At 72.0% G+C, this 21,912-nt stretch carries 18 protein-coding genes; 10 read left to right on the forward strand and 8 right to left on the reverse strand.

Annotation, left to right across the window (positions count from 1 at the left end; all coding sequences use genetic code 11):
• The first annotated feature begins 283 nt into the window (after positions 1-283).
• Positions 284-1,465, forward strand: a complete 1,182-nt coding sequence (gene coaE, locus ADK66_RS21960) for a dephospho-CoA kinase (protein ID WP_053658247.1) — start codon at positions 284-286, stop codon at positions 1,463-1,465.
• 30 nt (positions 1,466-1,495) lie between these two features.
• Here the strand turns inward: coaE and ADK66_RS21965 are convergent, their stop codons facing one another.
• Complete coding sequence (locus tag ADK66_RS21965; RefSeq protein ID WP_157552752.1) at positions 1,496-3,028, reverse strand: hypothetical protein; 1,533 nt, start codon at positions 3,026-3,028, stop codon at positions 1,496-1,498.
• A 300-nt stretch (positions 3,029-3,328) separates the two neighbouring features.
• On the opposite strand from ADK66_RS21965, the gene uvrB reads away from it, so the two are divergent.
• The gene (gene uvrB, locus ADK66_RS21970; RefSeq protein ID WP_053658249.1) at positions 3,329-5,437 is read left to right on the forward strand and encodes an excinuclease ABC subunit UvrB; all 2,109 of its coding nucleotides are present in this window, start codon (positions 3,329-3,331) and stop codon (positions 5,435-5,437) included.
• Between the two features lie 173 nt (positions 5,438-5,610).
• Positions 5,611-6,468 carry a helix-turn-helix transcriptional regulator gene (locus tag ADK66_RS21975; RefSeq protein ID WP_053658251.1) on the forward strand — a complete coding sequence of 286 codons (858 nt, stop codon included), beginning with the start codon at positions 5,611-5,613 and terminating at the stop codon, positions 6,466-6,468.
• Between the two features lie 118 nt (positions 6,469-6,586).
• On the opposite strand, the gene ADK66_RS21980 is transcribed toward ADK66_RS21975, so the two are convergent.
• Positions 6,587-6,880 carry an antibiotic biosynthesis monooxygenase gene (locus ADK66_RS21980; protein ID WP_053658253.1) on the reverse strand — a complete coding sequence of 98 codons (294 nt, stop codon included), beginning with the start codon at positions 6,878-6,880 and terminating at the stop codon, positions 6,587-6,589.
• Positions 6,881-6,974: 94 nt separating this feature from the next.
• On the opposite strand from ADK66_RS21980, the gene pnuC reads away from it, so the two are divergent.
• From pnuC to ADK66_RS21995, 3 genes are all read left to right on the forward strand, one after another.
• On the forward strand, positions 6,975-7,631 hold the full coding sequence (pnuC, locus tag ADK66_RS21985; RefSeq protein ID WP_053658255.1) for a nicotinamide riboside transporter PnuC: 657 nt from the start codon (positions 6,975-6,977) through the stop codon (positions 7,629-7,631).
• Positions 7,628-8,752, forward strand: coding sequence for an AAA family ATPase (locus ADK66_RS21990; protein WP_231640124.1), 1,125 nt, complete (start codon positions 7,628-7,630; stop codon positions 8,750-8,752). The genes pnuC and ADK66_RS21990 overlap by 4 nt, the downstream gene beginning before the upstream one ends.
• Positions 8,753-9,062: 310 nt before the next feature.
• A complete protein-coding gene (locus ADK66_RS21995; protein ID WP_053658258.1) occupies positions 9,063-10,061 on the forward strand; it encodes a TerC family protein in 999 nt (332 codons plus the stop codon).
• A gap of 84 nt (positions 10,062-10,145) precedes the next feature.
• On the opposite strand, the gene ADK66_RS22000 is transcribed toward ADK66_RS21995, so the two are convergent.
• Together ADK66_RS22000 and ADK66_RS22005 are read right to left on the reverse strand one after the other, a co-directional pair.
• Positions 10,146-11,093: an NlpC/P60 family protein gene (locus ADK66_RS22000; protein ID WP_231640125.1), complete on the reverse strand. Its 948-nt coding sequence runs from the start codon at positions 11,091-11,093 to the stop codon at positions 10,146-10,148.
• Between the two features lie 29 nt (positions 11,094-11,122).
• On the reverse strand, positions 11,123-12,220 hold the full coding sequence (locus ADK66_RS22005; protein ID WP_053658260.1) for a mandelate racemase/muconate lactonizing enzyme family protein: 1,098 nt from the start codon (positions 12,218-12,220) through the stop codon (positions 11,123-11,125).
• Positions 12,221-12,264: 44 nt separating this feature from the next.
• Between ADK66_RS22005 and ADK66_RS22010 the strand changes: the two genes are divergently transcribed.
• The gene (locus tag ADK66_RS22010; RefSeq protein WP_053658262.1) at positions 12,265-13,062 is read left to right on the forward strand and encodes a tyrosine-protein phosphatase; all 798 of its coding nucleotides are present in this window, start codon (positions 12,265-12,267) and stop codon (positions 13,060-13,062) included.
• Here the strand turns inward: ADK66_RS22010 and ADK66_RS22015 are convergent.
• The 3 genes from ADK66_RS22015 to typA all read right to left on the reverse strand — a co-directional run bounded on the left by ADK66_RS22015 (position 13,031) and on the right by typA (position 16,630).
• Entirely contained in the window at positions 13,031-13,732 is a 702-nt protein-coding gene (locus tag ADK66_RS22015; RefSeq protein ID WP_053658263.1) for a lysoplasmalogenase, read from the reverse strand. The two genes, ADK66_RS22010 and ADK66_RS22015, sit on opposite strands and share 32 nt — an antisense overlap.
• A gap of 56 nt (positions 13,733-13,788) precedes the next feature.
• Positions 13,789-14,649 carry a serine hydrolase gene (locus ADK66_RS22020; protein WP_053658265.1) on the reverse strand — a complete coding sequence of 287 codons (861 nt, stop codon included), beginning with the start codon at positions 14,647-14,649 and terminating at the stop codon, positions 13,789-13,791.
• A gap of 112 nt (positions 14,650-14,761) precedes the next feature.
• Positions 14,762-16,630, reverse strand: a complete 1,869-nt coding sequence (typA, locus tag ADK66_RS22025; RefSeq protein ID WP_053658267.1) for a translational GTPase TypA — start codon at positions 16,628-16,630, stop codon at positions 14,762-14,764.
• Between the two features lie 133 nt (positions 16,631-16,763).
• On the opposite strand from typA, the gene ADK66_RS22030 reads away from it, so the two are divergent.
• Together ADK66_RS22030 and ADK66_RS22035 are read left to right on the forward strand one after the other, a co-directional pair.
• Positions 16,764-18,164: a DedA family protein gene (locus tag ADK66_RS22030; RefSeq protein WP_053658269.1), complete on the forward strand. Its 1,401-nt coding sequence runs from the start codon at positions 16,764-16,766 to the stop codon at positions 18,162-18,164.
• A 9-nt stretch (positions 18,165-18,173) separates the two neighbouring features.
• On the forward strand, positions 18,174-19,088 hold the full coding sequence (locus tag ADK66_RS22035) for a lytic transglycosylase domain-containing protein (protein ID WP_053658271.1): 915 nt from the start codon (positions 18,174-18,176) through the stop codon (positions 19,086-19,088).
• Between the two features lie 58 nt (positions 19,089-19,146).
• Here the strand turns inward: ADK66_RS22035 and ADK66_RS22040 are convergent, their stop codons facing one another.
• Positions 19,147-21,276 carry an efflux RND transporter permease subunit gene (locus tag ADK66_RS22040; protein ID WP_053658273.1) on the reverse strand — a complete coding sequence of 710 codons (2,130 nt, stop codon included), beginning with the start codon at positions 21,274-21,276 and terminating at the stop codon, positions 19,147-19,149.
• 120 nt (positions 21,277-21,396) lie between these two features.
• Here ADK66_RS22040 and ADK66_RS22045 point away from each other — a divergent pair, with 120 nt between their 5' ends.
• Positions 21,397-21,912: a MarR family winged helix-turn-helix transcriptional regulator gene (locus ADK66_RS22045; RefSeq protein ID WP_053658275.1), complete on the forward strand. Its 516-nt coding sequence runs from the start codon at positions 21,397-21,399 to the stop codon at positions 21,910-21,912.

Consider the following 21,912-nt stretch of genomic DNA (forward strand, 5'->3'; position numbering starts at 1 on the left):
CCCGCGCTTGTCCGCCGCGCAGCCCCGCGCCGTGCCCGCTGCGCAGCCCCGCGCTTGTCCGCCGCGCAGCCCCGCGCCGTGCCCGCTGCGCGGCCCTCGCCCGCTGCGCCGGCATCCCGCCTGAGCGCGCTCGATCCTGGTTCCAGGGGCTTCGGTTGTGCTCGGATGCCACTGCATCCTGGATCGAGTGTGATCAAGGCCGAGCCCGTGCCACCGCTAGCCGTGAACCCGGCAGGCGGGAGGTGGTTTGGTGGTGGGGCACGTGATCCGGTTGACTGGTCGGGTGCTGAGGGTGGGGTTGACCGGCGGAATCGGGTCGGGCAAGAGCGCGGTGGCCGCGCGGCTTGTCGAGTTGGGTGCGGTGCTCATCGACGCCGACCGCGTCGCGCGGGAGGTCGTCGCGCCGGGCTCCGAAGGGCTCGCCGAGATCGTCGCCGCCTTCTCCGACCGGGTGCTGGACGCTGACGGCGCGCTCGACCGTGCCGCACTGGGCGCTGTGGTGTTCGCCGACGAGGCGGCCCGCCGCCGGCTGGAGGCGATCACCCATCCCCGGGTCCGCGCCCGTACCGCCGAGCTGATGGCCGCGGCGGCACCGGACGCGATAGTCGTCAACGACGTACCGCTGCTGGTGGAGGTGGGGCTCGCGCCGACGTACCACCTGGTGGTCGTGGTGCAGACGGCTGTGGCGACCCGACTGGACCGGCTGACGCGTCTCCGGGGGATGGACCGGGTGGAGGCCGAGCGGCGGATCGCCGCGCAGGCCGACGACGCGCGCCGCCGCGCGGCGGCGGACGTGGTGCTGACAAACGACGCGAGCCTCGGTGCGCTGCACGCCGCCGTCGACGCGCTGTGGCGGCGGAGGTTGCAGCCCTACGAGCACAACCTGCGGGAGCGGCGGGTGGCCCCGCCGGGCCAGGGCGAGGTGGCGAGGAGCGACCCGAGTTGGCCCGAGCAGTACGCCCGGCTGGCCGCCCGGATCCGCCACGCGCTCGCCCCGGCCGACCTCCGGATCGACCACATCGGCGCCACAGCGGTGTCCGGCTCGGCCGCCGCCGACGTCATCGACGTGCAGGTGGCCGTGCCCACGCTCGCCGACGCCGACGGGACACTTGCCGACCGGCTGGCGAACGCCGGGTTCCCCCGGGTGCCGGGGCACTGGTGGGACGATCCGCGTCCGGCCGGGCCGGGCCGGTGGGAGAAGCGGCTGCACGGCAGCGCCGATCCGGGCCGGCCGGTGCGCCTGCACGTGCGGGCCGCCGACTCCCCGGGTTGGCGGTATGCGCTGCTGATGCGCGACCACCTGCGCGCCGACCCGGACCAGCGGGCCGCGTACCTGATGCTCAAGCGGGATCTGGTCGAGGCCGCACCGCACGTCGACGGCTCCGGGACGGCGCGCGATCCCTGGTTCGACGAGGAGTACCTGCGGGCCGAGCAGTGGGCCGAGCAGACCGGCTGGCGACCCTGAGCACTGCCAGCGCGATCGGCCAGCGCCGGGTCAGCGGGCGCCGGGCCGTGGCGCGGTGGTAGCCGGGCGGGGTGGCGCGCCGAGGCGGGGCACCACCGCGGGGTTGAGGTCCAGCTGTGCCCACGCGCTGCTGCCGGTGAGCAGCTCCACCCGGCGCAGCGACCCGTCGCGCTCCACCCAGTAGCGCAGCCGCCCGGCGGTCGTGCGCAGCTCCACGACGTCCACGATCCGGCCATCGGCGACGTCCTCACGGATCCGCACGGCTGCGGCCCGCTGCCGTACCGGGCCGGCGGCCGCGACCGCCGCGTCGACGAGCAGGTCCAGGTCGTCCCCGGCTGACCGGGCGTGCCGCCACGCCCCTGCGGGCGCCGGCAGGGGCGGCCGACCGGGCGCCTCCGCGGTACCGCCGCCACCGGCGGTGGCCGGCACGTTCATCCGGGACAGGCCGGCGGCGTCCCGGCGCAGCAGGGTCCGGCGATCCGGTACGCCCAGGTCGGCGACCGCCAGGTATGCGGTGCCGGTGGTCCAGTTCAACCAGCCGGCACCTCGCAGGTTGGTGTCAGTCCCGACCGGCCCGCTGACCGTCACCGTGGCCCCACCCAGGGCGCGTAGTCGGGTCGGTAGCCGGTTCATGCGGCGCTGCTCCGCGTCGGTCAGGGCGCGGGGCAGACCGGGCCGGCCACCGAGCGCCTCCACCGGACGCAGCGTGGGCCGGTCGGCCCGGTTGAGGAGCACCGTGACGGGGCCGACGCCGGGTAGTCGTGTCGTCAGCTTGTGCAGGCGCGCGTCCTGGTCGAGCCAGTAGCGGGTGGACCCGTCCGGCGCGGCCTCGGCGGCGGCGGACGGCGTGCCTGCCGTGGCCGTGCCGCTGGCGAGGGGTGGGGTCGCGGGAGGCGGCGGTGCCGCCACGACGTCCACCGGCCCGGCCGCGAGGACGTCCCGGGCGATCCAGCGGGCGTCGCCGTCACCCGGGTCCGGGCGGTCGGCGGCCAGGTCGCGGAGCAGGTCGAGTACCGGCGCCAACGCCGTTCCGGGCGTCAGCCGGTGCAGCCGCCACCGGTCCGGCGGCGGCACCAGGGGCGGCGCGGCGGGGGTGGGCACCGCCGTCGGGTCCGGCCGGACCACCAGCAGCGACCCGGTGCTCTGCAACAGACCTCGTTCGGCGCCCGCCCCCGGCCCGCCCACGTCCAGGTAGAGCAGCGGCCGGGACCAGTCCACCCACCCCACCAGTTCGGTACGGGCGGCGCCGGTGCCGGCCGTGACGTGAACCCCGGAGCGGAGGTCCCGCAGGTTGGTGACCCGCATCGCGGCCAGCCGCTCGGCTTCGGCGACGGTCAGCGGTCGGGCCGGCTCGGGCGGCTCGGGCGCCCAGCTCAGCAGCCCGAGTACGAGCGCCGTCGCGGACGTCGCAGCGGTCAGGCCGAGCGCCAGCAGCACCGTACGCCGGCGGCGGCTCGCCCGGGGCGGCACGCCGGTGTCGGTGTCGGTGGCGTCGGTGGTGTGGTCGGACCGGGACGCGTCCCCGGGGCCGGGCTCGGGTGTCGGGGGCGCTGAGGTGTCCACGGATGTGAAACGGGTGGGACGGCGTGGGGTGACGTGCAGGGGCGCTCGCGGCGGCCGGTCTGCGCCGTGAGCGCGACCACACGGGTGCGCACGCCGGACGAGCCGGGTGCTGCGACCGCTGTGCCGGGGGCGGGCCGGCCGTGATGACGGCCTGGCCACCTGCCCGGTCGGCCGCCGCGAGCGGCCTACATGAAGAGGGTAGTCCCGGTGACATGTGACACACAATGGGAATATCGAAGCCGATCACGTACCCTGCGCGATGGCGCGAACCTGTCGGACCTCCGGCGTACCGTTGAGGTCATGGCGCTCGACATTCCCCGGCTCGACGGCCGCTTCCAGGTCGTCAGCGACTTCCAGCCGGCCGGTGACCAGCCGGCCGCCATCGACGACCTTGAGCGTCGGGTCCGGCGCGGCGACCGCAACACGGTGCTGCTCGGCGCGACCGGCACCGGCAAGAGCGCCACCACCGCGTGGCTGGTCGAGCGGTTGCAGCGCCCGACCCTGGTGCTCGCCCCCAACAAGACGCTCTGCGCGCAGCTGGCCAAGGAGTTCGGCGAGCTGCTGCCGCACAACGCTGTCGAATACTTCGTGTCGTACTACGACTACTACCAGCCCGAGGCGTACATCCCGCAGACCGACACCTACATCGAGAAGGACTCCTCGATCAACGAGGAGGTGGAGCGGCTGCGGCACTCGGCGACGATGTCCCTGCTCACCCGTCGCGACGTGGTCGTGGTGGCGACCGTCTCGGCGATCTACGGCCTGGGCACCCCTGAGGAATACCTCGACCGGGCGATCCGTGTCGAGGCCGGCCAGGAGGTCGACCGCGACCAGTTGCTGCGGCGGCTTGTCGACATCCGCTACACCCGCAACGACATGGCATTCCAGCGGGGCACCTTCCGGGTCCGCGGCGACACTCTGGAGATCATCCCGGCGTACGAGGAGCTGGCCGTCCGCATCGAGTTGTTCGGTGACGAGGTGGAGAAGCTCTACTACCTCAACCCGTTGACCGGTGACGTGGTCCGCGAGGTCAACCAGTTGGTGATCTTCCCGGCGACGCACTACGCGGCCGGCCCGGAGCGGATGGAGCGGGCCATCCGCGACATCGAGGCCGAGCTGGCCGAGCGGCTCGCCGAGCTGGAGCGGCAGGGCAAGCTGCTGGAGGCGCAGCGCCTGCGGATGCGCACCACCTACGACATCGAGATGATGCGGCAGGTGGGCTTCTGCTCCGGCATCGAGAACTACTCGATGCACATGGACGGGCGGCTGCCCGGCAGCCCACCGCACTGCCTGCTCGACTACTTCCCCGACGACTTTCTCACCGTTGTCGACGAGTCGCACGTGACGATCCCGCAGATCGGCGGCATGTACGAGGGCGACGCGTCGCGCAAGCGGATGCTCATCGACCACGGCTTCCGGCTGCCCAGCGCCGCCGACAACCGGCCGTTGCGCTTCGACGAGTTCCTGGAGCGGGTCGGCCAGATGGTCTACCTCTCCGCGACGCCCGGCACGTGGGAAATGGAGCAGGCCCAGGGCGAGTTCGTCGAGCAGGTCATCCGCCCCACCGGCCTGGTCGATCCGCAGGTCGTGATCAAGCCGACCAAGGGCCAGATCGACGACCTCATGCACGAGATCAAGCTGCGCACCGACAACGACGAGCGGGTGCTCGTGACGACCCTCACCAAGAAGATGGCCGAGGATCTGTCGGACTACCTGCTGGAGAACGGCGTCCGGGTGCGCTACCTGCACTCCGAGGTGGACACGCTGCGCCGGGTGGAGTTGCTGCGCGAGCTGCGCCAGGGCGAGTACGACGTGCTGGTGGGCATCAACCTGCTCCGCGAAGGTCTGGACCTGCCCGAGGTGTCGCTGGTGGCGATCCTCGACGCCGACAAGGAGGGCTTCCTGCGCAGCGGTCGTTCGCTGATCCAGACCATCGGTCGGGCTGCCCGTAACGTCTCCGGCCAGGTCCACATGTACGCCGACAAGATCACTCCGTCGATGGCGGCGGCGATCGACGAGACCGACAGGCGTCGCGCCAAGCAGATCGCGCACAACGAGGCGCACGGGATCAGCCCTGAGCCGCTGCGTAAGAAGATCCACGACATCCTTGACGACATCTACCGCGAGGCGGAGGACACCGAAAACTCGCGGGTGGGCGGCGCGGCGCGGCAACTCTCCCGTGGCAAGGCGCCGGTCAAGGAGACCCGCAGTCGCAGTCGGTCCGCTGTCGCCACCACCTCACGGGAGGGGATGGCCCGCGCCGACCTCGCCCAGCTCATCCAGGAGCTCAACGACCAGATGCTGGCCGCCGCCCGCGAGTTGCAGTTCGAGCTGGCGGCGCGGATCCGCGACGAGGTCGCCGACCTGAAGAAGGAGCTGCGCGGGATGGACGTCGCCGGCGTGAAGTGACCGGCCGGGCGCGGTCCGGCGGGTGCGACCCTGGCGGCCGTGGTCGGGAGCGGTCGAACGGCAGGTAAAGGCTGTTCGACCGCTCACCGCGACGGGGCATCCGGTTGCGGTGAGCAAGCAAGCTATTGCACTGGGTTACCGCGCTGCGTACGCTCCCACGATGGGGAGGCCGGATGCCGTTGCCAACAAGTCCTGTCATTCGACGTGCGCGCCTCGGCGCTGAGCTGCGCCAGCTGCGCCGGCGTGAGGGGCTGACCCTGGAGCAGGTCTGCGACCGGCTGGGGTGGGCCTCGACGTCGAAGCTGTCCCGCATCGAGCTGGGCCAGAGCCGCCCGGACCTCGCCGACGTGCTTGACCTGCTCGACGTCTACCAGGTGCCGGTGCCGGTTCGGGACACGTTGATCGTGATCGCGAGGGATGCCGCCACCAGTCGCGGCTGGTGGAAGACGCTTGGCGAGATGAGCGAGCGCCAGCGGGTCTACGCCGAGCTGGAGGCGGGTGCCGCCCACATCGTCGAATACCAGCCGGTGATCGTGCCGGGGCTGCTGCAGACACCGGCGTACGCACGGGCGCGGGTCGCGGCGGGTGCCGTCCTCACGCCGAAGGTCGACATCGAGGCGGAGGTGCGCGCCAGGGCGCTGCGGCAGGAGGTACTGCACCGGGCCGACCCTCCGGAGTACACGGCGGTGCTCACCGAGGCGGTGTGCGAGCCGGGTGACCTGCCCGTCGACGTGTGGCGGGAGCAGCTGCGCCACCTGGTGGCAGTGACAGGGCTGGAGCACGTGACGGTGCGCCTGCTGCCACGCGGGGCGTCCGGCGACGGGCTGCACCCGCTCACGCCGTACTCCTGGTATTCCTTTCCCGACCCGGCGGACCCACGGACGGTGATGCTTGAGGCGTTGACCACCGACGTCCGGCTGGCGACGGTGCTCGACGTCGACAGGTACGAGCTGATGACCGAGGCGCTGCTGGCGGCTGCCCTGTCACCGGAGGAGACGGTCACGGCGTTGGCGCGACGCGTCGGCCAGTGAGGGGCACGCCGCGCGGCCACCGGGCCCGGCGCCCCCGAGACCGTCGGGACCGGTGACCGACGCGTGCGGTGGGCACGATAAACCGGGGGTACGACAGCTCCGCTCAGGCGGGAACGTCTCAGGCGGGGACGTCGATGAAGTGTTCGACGATCGGCGGGCCGGCGAAGTGCGGCCCGATCAGGTCGCGCCACGTGGTGAACCGCTCGGTGGCCCGGAAGTTGTCCTCGTGCGCCTCGACCGAGTCCCACTCGACAAGCAGCACGAACCGAGTCGGGGACTCGACGCCCCGCGTCATCCGCACCGACCGGCAGCCGGGTGCTCCGGCGAGAACGGGGTGACCCTGGGCGTACGCGGCGGCGAACGCGTCCTCGTGTCCGGGCAGTACGTCGATCAGCGCGACCTCAAGCACCATGGGGGAAGCCTCCCACGGTTGGGGGAGTCCTTGTGTCACGGGGTCTGTGCGGTCCGGGTCGATGCCCCTAGGGTGGGTGCCCGGGAGGGGCATCGTGATCATCGACTGGCTCACCGGCACCGCGTTCGAGGCGGCCGGAACCGGCACCACCTGGGCGGAGCTGCTGGGGTTCGCCACTGGTGTTCTCAACGTGTGGCTGGTGGCCCGGCAGCGGATCGCCAACTGGCCGGTGGGCATCGCCAATGTGCTGCTGCTCATGCTGCTGTTCTGGACGGCGGGCCTGTACGCCGACGCCGGGCTCCAGGTCGTCTACGTCGCGTTGGGCTGCTACGGCTGGTGGCACTGGCTGTTCGGCGGCGAGCGCCGGAGCAGGTTGACGGTGAGCCGGACCGGGCGGGGGGAGTGGCTGGTGCTTGCCGTCGTCGGTGTGCTGCTCACCGGCGCGCTCTGGACCCTGCTGGACCGGGCCACCGATTCGACAGTGCCGTTGCCGGACGCCTTGACCACGGCTCTGTCGCTGCTCGCCACGTACGGGCAGACCCGCAAGCGGGTGGAGAGTTGGTGGTTGTGGATCGCCGCCGACCTGATCTACATCCCGCTGTACGCGTACAAGGGGCTGCACCTGACCGCCGTGCTGTATCTGGTCTTCCTCGCCCTGTGCGTGCTGGGTCTGCGTGCCTGGCGGACCGATCTGCGCCGGCTCGACCCGCCGACCCCTGTCGCACCCGGCCCGTCGCCGGTGAGCGCGTGACCGGGCGGGCACCGGAGGGTCCGTCGGCGCCGGAGCGGACGGCACGGGCGTCGGTGGCCGAGTTCGGGCACGGGATGGTGGTGGGGAAGTTCTACCCGCCGCACGCCGGGCACCACGCGCTGATCGCGGCCGCCGCCGCCCGCTGCGCCGAGGTGACAGTGGTGGTGGCGCCGTCGCGCCGGGAGTCCATCCCGCTGGCGGTACGGCTGGACTGGCTGCGGGAGGCGCACGCGGACACACAGTGGGTGCGCTTCGTCGGGCGTTACGACGACCTCCCGGTGGACTATGCCGACCCGGCTGTCTGGGACGCGCACTGCGCGGTGTTCCGCGCGGCGGTCGGGCCGGGGCGGGTGGACGCCGTCTTCTCCTCCGAGGCGTACGGCGTGGAGTTGGCGCGCCGCTTCGACGCCGTACCCGTGTCGGTGGATCCGGATCGGCGGACCGTGCCGGTGTCGGGCACGGCGGTGCGCGCGGACCCGGCGGCCCACTGGCGGTGGCTGAGCCCGCCGGTGCGTGCCTGGTTCGTCCGGCGGGTGGTGGTGGTCGGGGCCGAGTCGACGGGCACGACGACGATGGCGGCGGCGTTGGCCGCTCACTACGGCACGGTCTGGGTGCCGGAGTTCGGGCGCGAGTTGACGGCCCGCAAGCTGGCTCGACTACGGGAGGTCTCGCCGTCGGCGACTGTCTTCGACGTCAGCTGGGATCGGGACGACTTTCGTACTGTGGTCCGAAAGCAGCAGGAGGCGGAGGACGCGGCGGCCCGTTCGTCGGGGCCGCTGCTGTTCTGCGACACCGACGCGCGGGCCACAGCGGTCTGGGAGGAGCGCTACCTCGGCAGCGCGTCGCCGCAGGTCCGGGCGGCGGCACGGCGTCCGGCGCTGTATCTGTTGACCGACCATCGGGGCGTACCTTTCGCCGACGACGGGTTGCGCGACGGCGAGCATCTGCGGAGCTGGATGACGGGCCGGTTCCGTGCCGAGTTGGCCGGCTGCGGTGTGCCGGTGGTGGAGCTGACCGGGTCGCACGCCGAGCGGCTGGCGCGGGCCGTCGAGGCGTGCGATGCCCTGCTCTCGGCGGGTTGGGCGCTGGCGGACCCGATCGTCGAATCCGAGTCACACTAGCTGCCTAGGAAGCTGGAGACGGCGTGACGCCGGCACGGCAGACGCCCCACCACCCGCCCGGAGTGTGATCACGGCGAGTGGTGGGCAACAATGGTCGGCGAGGAGGGGAGTATTCCCCCGCGACGAAGTCGTCAGCACGGTCGATCGCCGGATCTTCGGCGCCCGACCCGGTTTCGTCGGTCGCCGTTCGTTCGCGGACGGCGGCGGAAGAGACCTCCGACAGTCACCAGAGTGAGCGACAGAGGCACGCCGGCACGCGTTGAGGCGTACGGTTTGCCCGACGCCGCGTGTCTGCCGGAGGAATGAAACGTTGGACGTGTCCGGGCTCGTGTGGGCGGGAACTCTCGTCGCACTGATCGCGGTGCTACTCGTCGATCTGCTGATCATCGGTCGACGCCCGCATGAGCCGAGCGTGCGGGAGTCGAGCCTCTGGGTCGCCTTCTACGTCGGCCTTGCACTGCTTTTCGGCGCCGGTGTCTGGCTGACCTCGGGAGCGAGTGCGGCCGGGCAGTTCTACACCGGCTGGCTCACCGAATACAGCCTCTCGGTGGACAACCTCTTCGTCTTCGTGATCATCATGGCCCGCTTCGGGGTGCCACGGCAGTACCAGCAGAAGGTGCTGCTCGTCGGCATCGTGCTGGCGTTGCTGATGCGCGGCGCCTTCATCGCCGCGGGCGCGGCCCTGATCAGCCAGTTCTCCTGGGTGTTCTACATCTTCGGTGCGTTTCTCATCTACACGGCTGTGAACCTGGCCCGGCAGGGCGAGCCGGACGAGGACGAGTTCTCCGAGAACATGCTGATCCGGTGGAGCCGCAAGGCGCTGCCGATCTCCAAGACGTACGACGGCGCGAAGCTGACGACGCACGAGGGCGGTCGCCGGCTCTTCACCCCGCTGCTCATCGTGATGATCGCCATCGGCACCACCGACCTGATCTTCGCTCTGGACTCGATCCCGGCGATCTTCGGCATCACCCAGGAGCCGTACCTGGTCTTCACCGCCAACGTCTTCGCGTTGATGGGCCTGCGGCAGCTCTACTTTCTGCTCGGCGGGCTGCTCAACCGTCTGATCTACCTGAGCTACGGGCTGGCAGTGGTGCTGGGCTTCATCGGGGTCAAGTTGGTGCTGGAGGCGTTGGCCGACAACACCCTGCCGTTCATCAACGGTGGCGAGCACGTCGGCTGGGCGCCGCACATCCCGATCTGGCTCTCGTTGCTGGTCATCGTCGGCACGTTGGGCGTGGCCACCGTCGCCAGCCTGATCAAGTCCGCCCGGGACCGCCGCCGGGAGCTGGCCGAAGCGCGACGTTGAACCGCCGCCCCGGGGCCGGCGCCGCAGCGGTCGGGGCCTGAGGATTAACCGTCGCCGGCCGGGAGCCCCTGGGCTTCCGGCCGGTCAGACCCGGTGCACGCCGACGAGGGTGGCGGCGCGGTCGGCGGGCATCGGCTCCTCCACCACACGCCGCCGTCGGTAGCAGGCGTGCAGCATCCGCCGGCTGCCGCGACCTCCGGCGACGGCGGTGACGATCCCGATGTGGTGGATCTTGCGGCCGGGGCGGGCGAAGAAGTAGAGGTCGCCGGGGCGTTCCGCGCCCAGCGGCAGCGGGTTCGTCGCCACCGCCTGGTCGTCGGCGTCGCGCGGCAGAAGAACCCCGAACCGGCGCCAGGCCAGGTGGACCAGACCCGAGCAGTCGATGCCGTACGCGGAGAGCCCACCCCAGATGTACGCCACGTGCAGCAGCCGCTGCGCCACGGCCAACACGTCGGCGGCCTCGGGTGGCCCGATCGGTATCGGCACGAGTTGGCCGTCGGGCAGCCAGAGCGGGGCGGGCTGACCGGGGACGTGCACCGGCCGCCAGCCGTCGCACGCCGGGCCGGCCGGAACGAGGCGGGTGCCGACGATGACGCCGGGCAGCACCACTGGCCCGTCCGGGTCGGCGCGCAGCGCGGTGATCGTGGCGTCCACCACAAGCGGGTCGCCGGTGCAGGCCGGGTCGACACCGACCAGTTGGTCGGCGGGAAGCCAGCCGGGGTAGCCGTGCGGGTCGAGCTTGGCCGCCGGTTGTTCGACGGCGATCACGTGCGCCCAGCCGTCCGGGCGCAGCTCGGTGACGAGCACCCGTTCGCCGAGCAGGAGCTGGCTCAGCACGCAGTCGCCCACCTGCTGCTCGGTGTCCATGCCGGAGACCCAGGTCGGGATGTCCGCGCCGGTGGTCAGCGCTGGTCCGTCGATCGGCCGGATGGCCTCGGGGGAGGACCACAGCGTCGCCACGGCGACCCGGACGAGGGCCTCGCGGCCCGGTTGGAGCTCCACGTCAACCCCCAGCTCGTGTCGGCTGTTCACTGGAACTCTATGAAAGAAACCAACGGCCATCAACCACGGGTCTGCATCTTTACTTCAGTCAGACCAGGAATGCCCAGGCCAGGGGCGTCGGGAAGCACAACGGTCGGTCCCTCGTACCGGATGCCGCCCCGCACCGGCGACCAGGCCAGCCACCAGGCGGCGTCCAGGTCGGCGACCGCGGTGGTGCCGTACGCGCCGACCAGGCTCGCCGCCGCCCCGATGCCGACCTGGGTCTCCATCATCGACCCGACCACAGTGCCGAGTCCGTGCGCGGCGGCCAGTTCCAGCAGGATGCGCGCCGGGTGCAGCCCACCGCACTTGGCAAGCTTGACGTTCACCAGGTCGGCGGCCCGGCGGCGGATCACCTCCACCAGGTCGCGGACCCCGAAGACCGCCTCGTCGGCCAGGATCGGCACCGACACCCGGTCGCTGACCCAGGCCAGCCCGTCCAGGTCCCAGCGGGCCACCGGCTGCTCGACCAGTTCCACGTCCAACCCGGCGTCCTCCATGCCGCGGATCACCCGGACCGCCTCGCGGGGCGTCCAGCCCTGGTTGGCGTCCACCCGGATCCGCACCTGAGGGCCGACCGCCGCCCGGACCGCGCGCACCCGGTCCAGGTCACCGGCCGCGTCCGTGCCGACCTTGAGCTTCAGCACGCCGAAGCCGTCGGCCTGCCGCTGCCGCGCGGCCGCCGCCAGGTCCACGGCGTCGCCCACCGCCAGCGTGACGTCCGTCGGCACCCGCAGGGTGGTGCCGCCGAGCAATCGCACAAGGGGTACGCCCAGTCGCCGCGCGGCCAGGTCGTGCAGCGCCACGTCCACCGCCGCCTTCGCGGCCTCGTTGCCGACCACCGACCGCTGCACCTCGCCGCAGCGGGTCACCAGATCGTCCGGGTCGCGGCCGGCGAGCAGCGGCCCGAGCAACTCCTGCACGCAGGCCTGCGATCCGGCTACCGACGCGCCGGTGACCTGCCAGACCTGGGGTGCCTCGCCGAAACCGGACCGACCATCGGCGTCGATAACCTCGACGACAAGAGTCTCCACAGTGGTCGTACGGCGCAGCGCGGTGATGAACGGTGTGTGTAAGGGGGCGGAAACCCGGTGGGTGCGTACCGCCGAGATCGTCATGTGGGGCACCCTATACGCAGGTACGCGGCGGAAGGGGACACCGAATGGGCGGGCGGAACTGGGAGCTGATCGGTGCGCCGAACGCGCGTGACCTGGGCGGTCTGGTCACCGTCGAGGGCCGCCGGGTACGCCCCGGACGGCTGATCCGCACCCCGGCGCTGGGCCGGCTCACCGACGAGGACCTGCCGGTGCTCGCGAAGCTCGGACCGACATGCGTGCTCGACCTGCGCGACCACACCGAGATCGCTGTCGCCCCCGCGGACCGGTTGACCGGTGAACCGCGCGTCGTGCACCTCCCGGTCCACGATCCGGACCACCCGGTCTTCACGTACGTCTCAGCGGTGCTGCTCGGTCACGACCTCGACGCGTACGCCGAGCTGGCCCGGCAGGGCACGGCGGGGGCGATGGCCGACATCTACAGGTGGTTCGTGGCCGGGGAGGCGGCCTGCGCCAACTTCGGCGCGGCGGTACGGCTGGCCGCCCAGCCGGAGAACCTGCCGCTCGTCTACCACTGCTCGGCCGGCAAGGACCGCACCGGTTGGCTCACCGTCATCCTGCTCAGCGCGCTCGGCGTGGACGAGGCCGCCATCCGCGCCGAGTACCTGCGCAACAACGAGCTGACCGACAGCCTCCGCGCGGTGCTCATCGAGGCGATGCGGCGGCGGCGGCCCACAATGGATGTCGACGCGGTGCTGCCGGTGCTTGAGGTTCGGCCCGAATACCTCGACGCCGGCTACCAGGAGGTGCGCCTGCGGCACGGCTCGTTCGACGGCTACCTGCGGAACGGGCTGGGGCTCACCGACGACGTCCTCACGGCGCTGCGGGCGCAACTGCTGGAGTGACCGTTGCGCCGGGCGGCGCGGTCGCGCGGGCGACCAGTCCGATGACGATCAGCGCCTGGCCCGCCGCGTACGTGGCCATCACCAGCACCGGCGCGCCGGGTGGCTGGGCCACCTCGGCCACCCCGGTGGCGATCAACAGGTCGGACCCGAGGAACAGCGCGGCGCCCAGACCGACCCTCCAGCCCTGGGTGACGGCGGTGGCGGCCATCGCGGCCAGCGCGAACGCGTACCCGGCGACAGGCACGGCCAGCCCGGCGTCGGTGAGCCCCGCCCACATCCAGGCAAGCGCGACGACGGTCAGCACCGCGTACCCCAGCGGGACCGCGACCAGTGGCGGGCGGAGCAGCGCCCGCGCGGCGCCGTGCCGGGTGAAGACCACGAGGTAGCAGACGTGGGCGGCCAGGAAGAAGACCATGCCGGCGATGAACCAGCCGGTGCCGTCGCCCAGCAGCGCCACGTCGCCGGCGGTGGAGCAGGCCAGCGCGGCGAGCACCAGCCGGTCCGGGCGGATGCCGCGTTCCGCGCTGGCCCGCCAGAGGTACGCGGCAAGCAGCGGCATCAACAGCGGCTTGGTGAGCAGCTCGGTAACACCACTGTCGGTGGCGTTGGCGAGCAGGTTCGCCGCCGTCACGACGAGGAAGACGACGAGCAGGGTGCGACTGCGGGGCATCAGCGGCTCCGGGGTGGGGGTGGAGCAGCAGCCTAGCCGGATCGGCTGATGGCCGGTCAGAGCCGGTGGCGGGCGGCCCAGACCTGGGCGGAGATGTGGGCGATCAGCAGACAGGCGTCGTCCTCGACGTCTTCGCCGCTGCTGCCGCCGTCGGCCAGGTCGGTGGTGGTGCACACGGCGATCACGTACGGCGGCGCGTCGTCGGGCAGCACCACGCCGGCGCCGTGGCGCACCCCGCGTACCCAGCCGCTCTTGTGGGCGATCCGGGTGCCCTCCGGCAGGCCGGCGGCCAGGTCCTCGCGGTGCTCCTGGGCGAGCAGCACGTCGAGCATGGCAGCGCAGCTGGCCGGCGAGGCGAGCCGGCCGGGCGTCGCGGCCCCGGTGGCCAGCGCGCCCAGCAGGGCGGCCAGGTCGGCGGCCGTGACCGCGTTGGTGATGCCGGCCCCGCGGGCCGCGAAGTCCTCGATGCCCCGGCCGGTGACGCTGTGCCGGGCGCCGGCCAGCGACCACACCTCGGCGACGGCGTCCAGGCCGACGTGCGCGATGACCAGGTTGGTGGCCAGGTTGCTGGACCGGACGATCATCCGCTCGGCGAGCCACCGCAGCGACGCGTCGCCGCCGAGCCGGTCCCACACCGCGTCGTCGTTGTCGTAGTGCGGGGCGCAGGAGAACCGTGGTGCGCCGGGCTGGGCCGAGTCGAACTCGTTCACCACCGGGACCTCGGCGTCCAGCTCCAGCGAGCCCGCCTCGGCGGCGCGGTACAGCGCGGCGAGCACACCCACCTTCATGGTGCTTGCCGCGTAGTGGCTGGCGTCCGCGTGCCGGGTCCAGGTCGCTGGCCCGTCGAGCCGCCCCACGTACGCCGAGACGGTGCCCGGCACCCGCGCCAGGTGGGCGTCGAGATCCTCCCAGGTCATGTCGGTGACCGTAGCCGATCATCGGCGAGTCGGGTCGGCGTACCCGCGTCGGAAAGCGGACGGGCGCGCCGACCGCTTGCGGCCGACGCGCCCGGAAGCCGGGTGCGGGGGGTCAGCCGGCGTGCTTGCGGCGGGCGGCGGCCCGACCGCGCAGCTGCTGGTCGAGGACCACCTTGCGGATGCGCACCGCGGTCGGGGTGACCTCGACGCACTCGTCCTCGCGGCAGAACTCCAGCGCCTGCTCCAGCGAGAGCTTGCGCGGCGGGATCAGCTTCTCGGTCTCGTCGGAGGTCGAGGCCCGCATGTTCGTGAGCTTCTTCTCCTTGGTGATGTTGACGTCCATGTCGTCGGAGCGCGAGTTCTCGCCGACGATCATGCCCTCGTACACCTCGGTGGTCGGGTCGACGAAGAGCTGACCGCGCTCCTGAAGGTTGATCATCGCGAAGGCGGTGACCGCGCCGGCCCGGTCGGCGACGAGCGAGCCGTTGTTGCGGGTCCGCAGCTCACCGAACCAGGGCTCGTAGGACTCGAAGACGTGGTGCAGGATGCCGGTGCCCCGGGTGTCGGTGAGGAACTCGGTGCGGAAGCCGATCAGGCCGCGCGCCGGGACCAGCCACTCCATCCGGATCCAGCCGGTGCCGTGGTTGACCAGCTGCTCCATCCGGCCCTTACGGGTCGCGAGGAGCTGGGTGATCGCGCCCAGGTACTCGTCCGGGGCGTCGATCGTCAGCCGCTCGACCGGCTCGCAGGTCTTGCCGTCGATCACCTTGGTGACCACCTGCGGCTTGCCGACGGTCAGCTCGTAGCTCTCCCGGCGCATCTGCTCGACCAGGATGGCAAGCGCCAGCTCGCCGCGGCCCTGCACCTCCCAGGCGTCCGGCCGCTCGGTGGGCAGCACCCGCAGCGACACGTTGCCGATCAGCTCCTTGTCGAGCCGGTCCTTGACCATCCGAGCGGTGACCTTGGAGCCCTTGACCCGGCCGACGAGCGGCGAGGTGTTGGTGCCGATGGTCATCGAGATGGCCGGCTCGTCGACGGTGATCAGCGGCAGCGGAACCGGGTTGTCCACGTCGGCGAGGGTCTCACCGATCATGATCTCGGGGATGCCGGCAACGGCGATGATGTCGCCCGGGCCCGCGGTCTCGGCCGGCTTGCGCTCCAGGCCCTCGGTCATCAGCATCTCGGAGATGCGGACCCGCTGGGTGCTGCCGTCGGTGCGGCACCAGGCAACCGTCTGACCCTTGTTGATCGTGCCCTGGCGGACCCGGCACAGGGCCAGACGGCCGAGGAACGGCGAGGCGTCGAGGTTGGTGACGTGGGCCTGCAACGGCGCGCCGTCCTCGTACGCGGGCGGCGGGATCGTGTCCAGCAGGGTGCGGAACAGCGGCTCCAGAGAGTCGCTGTCGTCGGGCACCGAACCGTCGGCGGGCTGGGTCAGCGAGGCGATGCCGTCGCGGGCGCACGCGTAGACGATCGGGAAGTCAATCTGCTCCTCGTCGGCGTCCAGGTCGAGGAAGAGCTCGTAGGTGTCGTCCACGACCTCTTTGATCCGGGCGTCGGGACGGTCCACCTTGTTGATCACCAGGATGATCGGCATCCGGGCTTGCAGCGCCTTGCGCAGCACGAACCGGGTCTGCGGCAGGGGACCCTCGCTGGCGTCGACGAGCAGCACCACGCCGTCGACCATGGTCAGGCCGCGCTCGACCTCGCCACCGAAGTCGGCGTGACCAGGGGTGTCGATGATGTTGATGGTGACCGGGTCGGAGCCGTCGGCCGGCAGGTAGCGCACGCCTGTGTTCTTGGCCAGGATCGTGATGCCCTTTTCCCGCTCCAGGTCTCCGGAGTCCATCACCCGCTCGGTGTTCTCGCCCCGGGCGCCGTACGCCCCGGCCTGCCGCAACATGGCGTCGACCAGGGTGGTCTTGCCGTGGTCGACGTGAGCGATGATTGCGACGTTGCGGAGGTCGGTGCGAAGCTGCATACCCTCTATCCTTCCGCCTGCGCTCGCGCAGGCTGCGTCGGGGTCACCCCCAGGTGCCCCTGATCTATGGTGAAACTGCTGTGCCGGTGGTTCCCCCGGCTGGCATGCTGACTCCCGTGTCCCGGGGGCCTGAGTGCACGACCTGCTGACCGTGGTGCAGGGTCTGCCCACCCTGTGGATCTACCTGGTCGCCGCGCTCATCGTGGCGGGCGAAACCGCGGTGATCTTCGGCCTGCTGGTGCCGGGCGAGGCTACCCTGCTGCTCGTCGGCTTCCTCACCTACAACGGTACCTTGCGGCTCGGTCCGGCGTTGCTTGCGATGATCGCCGCGGCAGTGGCAGGCGACACGCTGGCGTTCCGCGCCGGTCGACGGTACGGCCCGAAACTGCGCGCCGGGCTGGGTCACCGTGTCGGGCCCGAGCGGTGGCGCCGGGCCGATGCCATGCTCGCCCGGCTGGGCGGACGTGGCGTGTTCGCTGCCCGGTGGGTGGCCTTCGCCCGCACCCTCGTTCCCCGGCTGGCCGGCTCCGCCGGCATGCCGTACCGGCGCTTCGCCCCGTGGAACCTGGCAGGCGTCATCACCTGGGTGGGCGGCTCGGTGCTGCTCGGTCACCTCGCCGGTGAGTCGTACGACACTGTCTCCCGGCTGCTCGGCCGGGCCACCGGCGCGGTGCTCGTGTTGCTGGCCGGGCTGTTGGGGGTGGTGCTCGCCGGCCGGTGGCTCGGTCGCAACCCCGACCCGGTACGCGCCCTGCTGTCCCGGGCCGGTGCGCTGCCGCCGGTGCGCTGGCTCAGCGCCCGCTACGGGATCCTGTTCTTCCTGCTGGCCATGCGGATCGGCCCGGCCTGGACGCTGCTGCTCAACCTCGCCGCCGGGCTGGTGCTGCTCTTCGCCACCGGGTTCGCCATCGCCGGCCTGCTGGCCGTCGCCGTGGGCAACAGCGGTCTGGCCGCGCTGGACGGGGCGATCGGGAACTGGTTCTCTGCCCGCCGTACGCCGGACGCTGCCGAGGCCACACTGGTCTTGGTGTCGGTGGTTCGCGGGTGGGTCCTGATCGTCCTGGTGGCGGTGGTGGCCGCGGTGCTGGCGTGGCGTAACAGGCCCTGGCGGGCGGACCTGCTCAGCGTGGTCGGCTCGGTGGGCGCGTTCGTGCCGCTTGTGGTGCTTGCCGTGGTGGCCGAGTCGACAGGCCCGGACGGCAACGAGCCCGCCCGGTTCCCGACCCAGAACGCGGTGGTCGCGGCGAGCTTCTGCACCCTTGCCTGGCTGGTGTCGCGCAGCGCCCACTGGCCGGTGGCCGTGGCCGCGTGGACGGCCGCCGCCGCGGGCGTGCTGGGCATCGGTGGCGCGCGGCTCTACCTCGGACTGGACACGGCGAGCGGTACGGCGGCGGCGGTGCTGCTCGGTGTGCTGTGGACTGTGGTGTTCATGGTCGCCTGGGCCACCCGCGACCGGGCGGTACGGGAGCGGGACCAGCCGGTCGACCCGGTCCTGCCGCCGCAGGGGCCCCGGAGCCCGGCGGAACCTTGCTAGCCTGCGTCGATGGTCACACGGGGGAGAAACGCGGTGCGTGGACGGATCACTCAGGTGGGTGCCGTGGCGCTCGTCGGGTTGCTGCTCGCCGGCACGACAGCTGGGTGCGCCGACCGGGGGGAACGCCCACCGGGCCAGGCCGCCCCCGTGTCGGCCACCGAGGAGCCGACCGACGACACGAGCACCGAACCGGTCGACGAGGCGAGCGCCGAGCCGAGTCCCAGTGGGGTGGCGGCGATGGGTGCGGCGCCGAGCCGCAGCGCGTCTGCCCCGCCCACGCCGTCGAAGAAGCCGAGCCGGCCCGCGGCCACGGCGCCGAAACCGCGCGCGGTGGCCAAGCCGCCCACCGAGACCAAGGTCCCGCCGGCGCCCCCGAAGCCCGCCCCCGCGTCCTGCAAGCCCTCGTACAAGGGCACCCAGGCCAGCCGGGCGGCGGCGAAGGCAGCGCTCACCGATGCGGCGGCCCGCACCTACTGGCCGACCTCCGCACCGGACATCAAGATTCCGCTCGACCTGGTCAAGGCCACCGCCTGGCAGGAGAGCGGCTGGCAGTCCAACATCTACGCCTGCGACGGCGGCGTCGGGCTGATGCAGGTGATGCCGGGCACCGCGACCTGGATGAACCAGCGGTTCGAGCAGAGCTACGACATCGCCGACTACCGCGACAACGCGTACCTCGGCGCCAACTACCTGGCCTGGCTGACCAAGTACATCGGCGACATGTACTTCGAGTCGGATTTCCGACTCGACGCCGACCTGTGCACCACCGAGCTGAACTCCTGCCTGCTCAACGCCGTGATCGCTGCGTACAACTACGGGCACGGGGCGGTGGCGCGGGAGGGCGAGCCGCTGACCATCCCCAACCCGTCCTACGTGCGCAACGTCCGGGCGTTGATGACCGAGTGCGTCTGCCTCACCTACTGAATGCGCCGACGGGGCGGGGCCGGGTGGAGAACCCGACCCCGCCCCGTCGCGTGTGCGGTCAGTCCTGTGTGGTCGCCGGCGCCGTCGGGGCCGGGGCGTCGTCCCCTTCCGGGCGGGCGCCGATGCTTCCCGGCCACCAGAAGCGGTCGCCGAGCATGAACGCCAACGCCGGCACCAGCACCGTGCGGACCAGCAGGGTGTCCAGGAGTACGCCGATGCAGACGATGATGCCGATCTGGGTCAGCGTGATCAGCGGCAGCACACCGAGCACGGCGAACACCGCGGCGAGCAGCACTCCGGCGCTCGTGATGACGCCGCCGGTGACCCGCAGTGCGGAGAGCATCCCGGCGCGGGTGCCGGCCGTGCGGGCGTCCTCCCGGGCTCGGGTGACGAGGAAGATGTTGTAGTCCACGCCGAGCGCCACCAGGAACACGAAGGCGAGCAGCAGGACCCCGCTGTCCAGGGCGGGGAAGTCCAGCACGTGGTCGAAGAGCAGCCACGCCGCGCCGAGGCTGGCGAAGAACGACGCGATCACGGTGAGGACCAGCAGCACCGGTGCGAGCAGGCCCCGCAGCAGCAGCACGAGCACGGCGGCGACCAGCAGCAGGATGATCGGCAGGATCAGCCGCAGGTCGCGGCTGTTGGCCTCGTCGGAGTCGTACGTTGCGGCCACGGAACCACCGACGATCGCCCCGGACGGCGCGTCCGCGCCCGGAGCGGCCGGCGGCGCGGAGTCGGGCACGGCGGCCACCGCCTCGCGCAGCGCCTCGACGGCCCGGTCGGAGGCGGCGGTGCCCGGCTCGGCCTCCAGCACCACGTCGACCTGGGCGACGGCGTCACCGGCGTCGCCGGGGCGGGCCGAGGCCACACCGGGCACGCCGGTGGCGACGTCGGTGACGGCCCGTACCGCCGCCGGGGTGGTGATCACGGCCACCGGCTGGGTGCTGCCGGCGGGGAAGGCCCGGGCCAGGGTCTGCGCGCCGGTGACCGCCTCGGGCTGGGCCCGGAACTGCTCGGTCTCCGACAGGCCGGTGCGGATGCCCAGCCCACCCAGCGCGAGGCCGCCGAGCAGCACGATGGCGAGCACCGCCACGACCGCCGGGCGGCGTTCCACGGCGCTGCCGAGTCGGCCCCAGATCTTGCCCTCACGGACCGGGCCGCCGACCCGGGGGACGAACGGCCAGAACAGGCCGCGGCCGAAGAGCACCAGCACGGCGGGGAGCACGAACAGGGCAGAGAGCATGGCGAGGATCACACCGGTGGCGCAGGCGACCGCCAGCGCCCGGTTGGTCTCCTGCTCGCTGAGCAGCAGGGTGAGCACGCCGAGCACCACTGTCGAGCCGCTGGCCAGGATCGGCTCGGCGGTACGCCGCAGGGCGGCACGCATCGCGGCGAACCGGTCCTCCTCGCGGCGCAACTCCTCCCGGTAGCGGGCGATGAGCAGCAGCGCGTAGTTGGTGGCGGCGCCGAAGACCAGCACGCTGGCGATGCCGGTGACCTGGCCCGACTGGAGGTTGATGCCGAAGGCCGGGACGATCGTGTCCACCGCCCGCAGGGTGATCTGCTCGGTGGCCGCGACCACCACGAGCGGCACGATCCACAGGAACGGGCTGCGGTACGTGATGAGCAGCAGCACCGCGACCACTGCAGCGGTCACCGCGAGCAGTGTGACGTCGGCGCCGTCGAAGACCGAGGACAGGTCGGCGGTGAACGCGGGGGAGCCGGTGACCTCGGCCTTCAGCCCGTCCGGAAGGCCGGAGAGCGTCGCGCGCAGGTCGTCGACCTTCGCGGTCACCGCCTCCTGGCCACCGTCGGTGGTGACGGGCACGGCGAGCAGCGCGACACTGCCGTCCGGGGAGATCTGCGGCGGGCTGACCTGCCCGCCCACGGCGAAGCGGGCCAGGTCGCCGGAGCGGGCGGTGAGGGCGGCCCGGTCGGCCTCGCTCAGCGCGCCGCCGTCGTCCCGGCTCACCACCACGATGGCGGGCTGGACCTCGCTGGAGGGCAGTTGCTCCTGTAGGCGTTCCACCTGGGTCGACTGCCACTCCACCGACAGGCCGGTCGCCGAGACCGGTTTGGGGTTGTCCGGCTGGGGGATGGCGAAGACGACCACGCCGACGACGACGGCGACGGCCACGGTGATCCAGGCGGCCAACCGCCCGCGGGCGACCCTGGTGAACACAGACATCAGTGACCTCTAGGTCCTTCGAAAGTCGAGTATCTTGATTAGCGAGATTAACGAGGGCTACTCTAAGCTGCAACTCGGGAAACGAGATGGGGGAAGCGGCGCGACGTGGCAACTCACGGCATGTACCGGCGGCGGGACACGCCCCGAGAACGGCTCGTCGCCGAGATCACCACTGACCTCCGGCGGTACGCGGTGGACGCCCAGCAGGTCGGCCACGCCTTCGCGAACCTGCACGGCCTGAACCCCACCGACCTCAACGCCCTGATCGCGGTCATGGACGCCGAACTGCGCGGTGACCCGATCACCCCCGGCCGGCTCGGCGAACACCTCAACCTCTCCTCCGGCTCCATCACCGCCCTGATCGACCGGCTGGAACGGGCCGGGCACATCCGCCGCGACCGGGACACCGCCGACCGGCGCAAGGTGCTGCTGCACTACGCCGACCAGGGCGCCGCCCTGGCCATGGAGTTCTTCCGGCCCCTGGGCGCCCGCACCGACACGGTGATGGACCGCTTCAGCGATGACGAGTTACACGTGGTGCACCGGTTCATGGTGGAGATGAGCGAATCGGTGCGGGCACACCGCGACATGGTCCGCGCCGCCCGACCCGAGCAGTCCCGCCGCCCGACGGGCTGA

Origin of the sequence: Micromonospora sp. NRRL B-16802, from assembly GCF_001279555.1 — a bacterium.
Classification (GTDB): Bacteria; Actinomycetota; Actinomycetes; order Mycobacteriales; family Micromonosporaceae; genus Micromonospora; species Micromonospora profundi.

Bases quoted from the DNA above. Each gene is read 5' to 3' on its own strand.
- uvrB (WP_053658249.1), top strand. From the start codon at position 3,329: ATGGCGCTCGACATTCCCCGGCTCGACGGCCGCTTCCAGGTCGTCAGC.
- ADK66_RS21975 (WP_053658251.1), top strand. From the start codon at position 5,611: ATGCCGTTGCCAACAAGTCCTGTCATTCGACGTGCGCGCCTCGGCGCT.
- ADK66_RS21980 (WP_053658253.1), bottom strand. From the start codon at position 6,880: ATGGTGCTTGAGGTCGCGCTGATCGACGTACTGCCCGGACACGAGGAC.
- ADK66_RS22005 (WP_053658260.1), bottom strand. From the start codon at position 12,220: ATGACGATCTCGGCGGTACGCACCCACCGGGTTTCCGCCCCCTTACAC.
- ADK66_RS22010 (WP_053658262.1), top strand. From the start codon at position 12,265: ATGGGCGGGCGGAACTGGGAGCTGATCGGTGCGCCGAACGCGCGTGAC.
- ADK66_RS22015 (WP_053658263.1), bottom strand. From the start codon at position 13,732: ATGCCCCGCAGTCGCACCCTGCTCGTCGTCTTCCTCGTCGTGACGGCG.
- ADK66_RS22020 (WP_053658265.1), bottom strand. From the start codon at position 14,649: ATGACCTGGGAGGATCTCGACGCCCACCTGGCGCGGGTGCCGGGCACC.
- typA (WP_053658267.1), bottom strand. From the start codon at position 16,630: ATGCAGCTTCGCACCGACCTCCGCAACGTCGCAATCATCGCTCACGTC.
- ADK66_RS22035 (WP_053658271.1), top strand. From the start codon at position 18,174: ATGGTCACACGGGGGAGAAACGCGGTGCGTGGACGGATCACTCAGGTG.
- ADK66_RS22040 (WP_053658273.1), bottom strand. From the start codon at position 21,276: ATGTCTGTGTTCACCAGGGTCGCCCGCGGGCGGTTGGCCGCCTGGATC.
- ADK66_RS22045 (WP_053658275.1), top strand. From the start codon at position 21,397: ATGTACCGGCGGCGGGACACGCCCCGAGAACGGCTCGTCGCCGAGATC.